Annotated in this window: 5 protein-coding genes and 1 riboswitch; of the genes, 1 reads left to right on the top strand and 4 read right to left on the bottom strand. The window is 43.5% G+C overall.

From position 1 onward, the window contains the following. Positions 1-277: 277 nt before the first annotated feature. The gene (locus QZW82_RS31930) at positions 278-802 is read right to left on the bottom strand and encodes a hypothetical protein (protein WP_293158334.1); all 525 of its coding nucleotides are present in this window, start codon (positions 800-802) and stop codon (positions 278-280) included. 84 nt (positions 803-886) lie between these two features. On the opposite strand from QZW82_RS31930, the gene pyrE reads away from it, so the two are divergent. After that, positions 887-1,462: an orotate phosphoribosyltransferase gene (gene pyrE, locus QZW82_RS31935; RefSeq protein WP_293158336.1), complete on the top strand. Its 576-nt coding sequence runs from the start codon at positions 887-889 to the stop codon at positions 1,460-1,462. A gap of 219 nt (positions 1,463-1,681) precedes the next feature. On the opposite strand, the gene thiC is transcribed toward pyrE, so the two are convergent. From thiC to QZW82_RS31950, 3 genes are all read right to left on the bottom strand, one after another. Next, the gene (gene thiC / locus QZW82_RS31940) at positions 1,682-3,055 is read right to left on the bottom strand and encodes a phosphomethylpyrimidine synthase ThiC (protein ID WP_293158339.1); all 1,374 of its coding nucleotides are present in this window, start codon (positions 3,053-3,055) and stop codon (positions 1,682-1,684) included. Positions 3,056-3,064: 9 nt separating this feature from the next. Beyond that, positions 3,065-3,161: riboswitch (TPP riboswitch) on the bottom strand. 221 nt (positions 3,162-3,382) lie between these two features. Further along, positions 3,383-5,326, bottom strand: coding sequence for an ATP-binding protein (locus QZW82_RS31945; protein WP_293158342.1), 1,944 nt, complete (start codon positions 5,324-5,326; stop codon positions 3,383-3,385). A gap of 91 nt (positions 5,327-5,417) precedes the next feature. Continuing rightward, positions 5,418-5,978, bottom strand: coding sequence for a Uma2 family endonuclease (locus QZW82_RS31950; protein WP_293158345.1), 561 nt, complete (start codon positions 5,976-5,978; stop codon positions 5,418-5,420). Positions 5,979-6,535: the final 557 nt, after the last annotated feature.

Here is a 6,535-nt window from a genome sequence, read left to right on the forward strand (position 1 = left end):
ATCAAGGTTCGTAGTGAGGACTTCAGTCCTTTCTGTGACTTCGAGTAAATCAGGACTAAAGTCCTTACTACAAACCAATTTTCTCATCGGTAATCAAGGTTCGTAGTGAGGACTTCAGTCCTTTCTGTGACTCTGAGTAAATCAGGACTAAAGTCCTTACTACAAACCAATTTTCTCATCGGTAATCAAGGTTCGTAGTGAGGACTTCAGTCCTTTCTGTGACTTTGAGTAAATCAGGACTAAAGTCCTTACTACAAACCAATTTTCTCATCACTAATTAATTTCCGCGAACCGGTGATACATTGTACAGTCCTCTAACCGCGCCTGGTGCTGCCTCTGACTCTTGCTGCTGCCGGGGTACAAACGGCTCTTGGACTGCGTTCCCAGGAGCGAAACAGCCGCTCGCTTGAGGTGCTACCTGGCAGGCTGCGGGCAAGGCCATAACTGAGGCATCAAAGGGATTGGTGGCATCCGGAACGCGAAGAATTGGGTCGCTGGAAACCTGCCGCTGCATTACTCGTCGGTAGAGGCCGCTGACGCGGCTGGCATCGCGCTCGATTTCTTTTTCGGGAAAGGCAACTACGCCGCTGGGGGAACCAATTCCTAGATAGTCGCCCATGTAACCTTGCAAGCTGACGTTGTGATAAAAGTCTCCTGAAGCTTCAAAGAATTGTCGGTTGAAGTTGTCACCAACGGGGCTAAATCGGGCTGTATCTGCTTGAGCAGGTTTGACGGATGCCAGTGTGGCAGAGGCGACAGCGAGAATCAACGCACTGCTGAGGCTTTTTAACTTTTGACTCATAAATTTCAGCTTCTAGATTAATTACGGTTCCAATATAGACTGATTATCGGCGGATTATTTGCGTTTTCTACAAGGTGTTAAGTTATGGATGCTGCTGATTTAAAGGTGTTGCGCGATCGACTTTTGGATTTATTGTGCGAGTTTGCGTACCGCGAGGGCGACTTTGTGCTGTCTTCGGGGCAGAAAAGTTCTTATTATATCAACTGCAAACCGGTGACTTTGCACGCTGAAGGTGCTTTGGCGACGGGGCGCGTACTCTTCTCGATGCTGCCACCTCAAGTGCAGGCTGTGGGCGGTTTGACGTTGGGTGCTGACCCGATTGTAACTGCTGTGAGTGTGGTTTCGGCTCTGGAAGGTCGATCGATTCCGGCGCTAATTGTCCGCAAAGAGACGAAGGGACACGGGACAATGGCCTATATTGAGGGGCCGGTGTTGCCTGAAGGGACGAATGTGGCAGTATTGGAAGATGTCGTAACGACGGGTAAATCGGCGATGCAGGCGGTGGAGAGGCTGCGGGGTGCTGGCTATAAAGTCGATCGCGTGTTGTCTCTGATCGATCGAGAGCAAGGTGGATCTGAATTATATCGCGAGCAGGGATTGGATTTTCAGGCTGTTTTTACGATCGCCGATCTCAAGGAATGGATTCGTAGCAAGCAATAGGGATCTAAATTCACATAAACATAAATTTCGTAGTGGCAGGTTCACGCTAATCTCTGCTTTAAAATCAGAGGATTTGTCAACCCGCCCCACCTAACCAATGGGAGCATCTCATTTTTGTAAAAAGCATTTTTTATTATAGTGCTGTCCCACTCGCGTATCGTATAATATGCGAGCTCTCGACAGCACTATCAATGCAAAACTGAGATGCTCCCTAACCAATTAGCTTAGCGCTACAGGTTCCTTAGCCAAAAACTTCTCCAACTCAGTCAAAGCATCGGCATCAACCTTAGTCTGCATCGGACAGAACTTAGGCCCGCACATCGAACAGAATTCCGCAGTTTTGTAGATATCTGCTGGCAAAGTTTCGTCGTGATATTCCTTCGCTCTTTCTGGATCTAGCGATAGCTCAAATTGACGGTTCCAATCGAAATTGTAACGCGCCTTCGAGAGTTCGTCATCGCGATCGCGCGCACCCGGACGGCCCCGCGCGATATCCGCAGCGTGAGCCGCAATTTTGTAAGCAATCAGCCCGTTTCTGACATCCTCAGCATTCGGCAATCCCAAGTGTTCCTTGGGTGTCACGTAGCACAGCATAGCAGTACCGTACCAACCAGCCATCGCCGCCCCAATCGCTGAGGTAATGTGGTCGTATCCCGGTGCAATATCAGTCACCAACGGCCCCAAAACATAGAAAGGAGCTTCCGAGCATTCCTCCATTTGTTTCTTGACATTAAACTCAATTTGATCCATAGGTACGTGGCCCGGGCCTTCCACCATTACCTGCACATCATGTTCCCAAGCTTTGCGAGTTAATTGTCCCAAAGTTTTGAGTTCGGCTAATTGAGCTTCATCCGACGCATCGTGAGTGCAACCGGGGCGCAAAGAATCTCCCAAACTAAACGAAACATCATATTTCTTGAAGATTTCAATGATGTCGTTAAAGTGAGTGTAGAGAGGATTTTGTTTGTGGTGGTGCAGCATCCACCGCGCCAAAATACCGCCGCCGCGAGAAACAATCCCAGTCAGCCGATTTCTCACCAAGGGTAAATGCTCAATCAGAATTCCGGCGTGAATTGTTTGGTAATCAACACCTTGTTGAGCGTGTTTGTCAATGATGTGCAGGAAGTCATTCGCCGTCAGACTTTCCATATTACCGTGCACGCTTTCTAGGGCTTGGTAAATGGGTACAGTACCGATGGGAACTGGTGAAGCTTTGATAATCGTAGTGCGAATTTCATCCAAATTGCCGCCGCCGGTGGACAAGTCCATCACGGTATCAGCACCGTATTTAACTGCTAATTTAAGCTTGTCAACTTCTTCTTCCATATTGGAAGAGTTCGGAGATGCACCGATGTTAGCATTGACTTTGCATTTAGACGCAATGCCGATCGCCATCGGTTCCAAATTCGTATGATTGATGTTAGCGGGAATAATCATCCGTCCCCGCGCTACTTCGGCGCGGATCAGTTCTCCTGGGAGATTTTCTCGCTTAGCAACAAAGTCCATTTCCTCAGTAATGACACCTTGACGGGCGTAGTGCATTTGAGATACGTTGCTGTGACCCTGACGCTTAGCGATCCATTCGGTACGCATATCTTAATTGTCCTTCATAAACAGCTTCCCTCCGCTGGTATTAACCAGACTCAGGTTCTAAGGGTGTTTTCTCAGCCCGGATCTGCGGGCACCCCTAGCTAAGCTGTTAATACTACCACTGATGCCTGTACCAGATGAAAGCAGTTAAGGAAATCTTAATAAGGAGGATGAGTCAGGAGATGACGAGGGCGATCGGACTTTATGCATCTAACTTATCACCATTGCTGAACTCATGCTGAGTTTCAGTTGGCAACTTTTCCTTTAACGAAAATTCACTCCAACTGCTTAGTTATTTTGACTTCTTACTGCTTTTTTTGTTGGAATCTATTACCTTGGCGGGGGAGTAGTCCACTCGCACTTAAAAGTTTTGTCGATCAGCTTTTTGAGGCTAATTACTTTGATTTCCCCGTCATGCCACTCCCCATCGCGACTCTCTATCTTTATAATTTTGTATCCTATTTCCTTAAGTTCTTCAGTTAACGATACCTTTCCAAAATGCTCGTATGAGTCACTAATCTGCTGACCTTCTTGTGGAATACTCATGTCCCAGCATACAATCTGGTCAGTCAACTTCAACGGATGATTAAACTCGTCACTAGGTGAGAGCGTGTATTTATACTCAAGAGCCTTCTGAACATTAGCTGCTAAGCTTTTCTCCCCCATAGTGACAGCAACGCTATCGATTCCCATCCCAGAAAAAGTAAGCGGACGCAGCCAAATATCAGCATACTGGGATTCGGGAGGCACAAGATGAGCAAACATTGTGTACAATGCTCCTACCCAATGTTCTTCTCCAACCCCTGGTTCCACCAGGAATTTTTCTTTGAGTTGATCGATATCGTGTACAATAAACCTTGTTCTGTCCTGAATCCCTTTTTTTAGGGCAATCAGCTTTTTAGTATAAGCCTCTATTTTTAAATCAACATCATCTTTATTTAGTCTGTCTATAAGTTCGCTAAAAACATTAATCCTATTTTTGGCTAGGTCAAAGAATTGCTTGATTTTATCAATAAAAGAGTCATCTTTTAGTATACTTAAGGAAGAGTCAGTCAAAGAATTTCTATTGGTCACTACATCAAAAGTACCATTAATCATAAAAATATAATGTGACTGTCCACTTGCCAGGCCAAGGACTGCGTAATCTTCCAGCTTGCTATGTTCAAATAGCTCGTTGTATCCACAAATTTTTACACCGTCTGAGGAAATAAATGTGCCTCTTTGATCGGTTAATCGAATTCCAGATTTTCTCCTGCCTTTTCTATCCAATTCTTCATACTTATCTAGCGCTCGGCGATTACCATCTATTGCTAGAGTCAAACAGTATGTTGTATCTTGAAATCGGAAAGTAGTAGCAGCACGACCAAAAAACCTCCCATCATTTAATCTAGCTATTTGGGCTGGGCTTTTTATGTGCGATTTATCCTCGTCCGGCTTCGGCAAGTAGGGATATCCTGCCTTAACTTTGTCAAGTTTATGTTCAACTCTTCTCTTTTTTGTCCAGAGGTATAATTCACAATCTTCATTGTATCCTAAAGACTGTTTAAAACTCAGTGATTGATTTTCGGGAAAGTCTGTTTGAGCCGGCCGTATAATCCTCATGTCTCCATGCTTTGTGTTAAAATGTATGTAATTCTTGAGGTATGACCATTTGGCTATACCATCTTCCTCAGAGTCGTAAAAATCAGAGAAATTTTTCACCTCAAGCTTGTGAACAATGATCATAGCTCCTTGCGAAAATCGGTTGACAAAAAACTCTTGGTTAAGATTTTCCAGAATATTTACTGTGCCTTTATTAGGTTGTGTAAATAGGTTTTTCACTGTTTCCCAAGGACTACAATCAGTTTGAGATTGAATGTCATAGTTTTGATTTAATTTAGACTTCGGATCGTCAATAGATATTGACCGCCAATTTTCCTCATTTTTACAGCGTGTAATTAAAGTAATTTTTTGAGAGGCAAAGCACAGCTTTGAGCCTTGACATTTGTAGCCTATAAACTCTCCCGGTATTTTAGTAGACCTGCCAATGGAGAAAAATGCTCTGTAAGGAGTTATTCCATTTATTTCTTCTTCTTCGCTTAAACCAGTACCATTGTCAAAGTAGATAAATCCTTTATATTGTGGTTGCAATAGTGGGTAAATCTCGATTCGAGACGCTGAAGCATCATAAGAGTTAGATATCAACTCTCGGATGACTTCGCACGGGTCTTTGCGATTAACAGAAAGCTCAGACAGGATATGTGTGTAAGAAATATCTGGATACTGCTGAGCCATATTTTTTATTTTTTTTTGAGTATAACCTTCAACATATCATATCACAACTGTCTAGTCAAGTGCCTGTAGGAGTATTTAAATAAAATTCAGCCTAACCCAAGATAAAATCAACGCTCACTTCAAACTCAGGAAAAGCCAGCGGCGCAACTTGTTGACCGCGCCAAAACTTGAGCATTAAACTATAACCGTTCGGGCCTAGCTGATGGTAAACTTCCAAACAATTTTCAACTAAATCTACCAGCCAAACTTCCTGAATGCCCGATCGCGCATAATTCGGTATTTTCACATCGCGGTCATAATTAACGGTACTATCTGCTACCTCTACCAACAGCAAAACATTCTCGCTATTTGGCAAGGATTCTTCATAAAAATCAGCGCGACGCTGTACTAAAGTAATATCAGGTTGAGGCTCAGATCGATCGCCAATGCTAATCGGATTTTGCACCCGGATGATAGCACGTGTTCGCACCCGATCGCCAAAAAACTCTGCAAGGCGATCGACACGGGCGGCGTGGCGCCTACCAATTGCTGCCATTTGGATAATTTCTCCTTCGATAAGTTCCACTCGTTCGCGATCGCTAAAAACACCAGCCTCACTCATCAGGTGATATTCTTGCACTGTAAATAGCCGTCTTTTCATTTCCACAGACATAACTATTCTCCTTTTTTAGCAGTTGATCTAACTTTACCATCCCTAAGCTGGCAATAACAATTATTGCGCTTCTCAGATAGGTGAGGTAAATTGTTTGATTTGGGCAATTTTATGGTTAAATGGTTAATACTTTATCTTTTTTAAATACAGAATATTGCAATATATCCTACTATAGTGGGGTGCATCTCATTTTTGCAAATATATTCGTATGGGCGAAGCATTTCGGCAGTAAATCTCTGATTATCACTCATGAATTATGTGCCGAAATGCTTCGCCCTTGCCCAAACCAGATGCACCCCTATAGTGTATTGATTATTAGTGAATTATTATTAGTTTATACAGTTATCGTGTTAGCCCTATCAAAAAAAAAGAATCCATTGGGATTCTATAATATCCGATATTTTCATCTGTCATTGTTCGCTGTACGGGTCAGGGGGAACGCATCTTATTGAACACTATTCATCAGTGGTGAGTATATTTTGAGATAAATTCACCATTCTTAGAAGCTATAGACACGCTTTGTAATGACTTTTGTAAGAAAATAGAACTGATTAATG

This window comes from Microcoleus sp. bin48.metabat.b7b8b9.023, assembly GCF_013299185.1.
Lineage (GTDB): Bacteria > Cyanobacteriota > Cyanobacteriia > Cyanobacteriales > Microcoleaceae > Microcoleus.

What these genes read in the sequence shown, in the direction of transcription:
- QZW82_RS31930 (WP_293158334.1), bottom strand. Translation starts at nt 802, where the DNA reads ATGAGTCAAAAGTTAAAAAGCCTCAGCAGTGCGTTGATTCTCGCTGTC.
- pyrE (WP_293158336.1), top strand. Translation starts at nt 887, where the DNA reads ATGGATGCTGCTGATTTAAAGGTGTTGCGCGATCGACTTTTGGATTTA.
- thiC (WP_293158339.1), bottom strand. Translation starts at nt 3,055, where the DNA reads ATGCGTACCGAATGGATCGCTAAGCGTCAGGGTCACAGCAACGTATCT.
- QZW82_RS31945 (WP_293158342.1), bottom strand. Translation starts at nt 5,326, where the DNA reads ATGGCTCAGCAGTATCCAGATATTTCTTACACACATATCCTGTCTGAG.
- QZW82_RS31950 (WP_293158345.1), bottom strand. Translation starts at nt 5,978, where the DNA reads ATGTCTGTGGAAATGAAAAGACGGCTATTTACAGTGCAAGAATATCAC.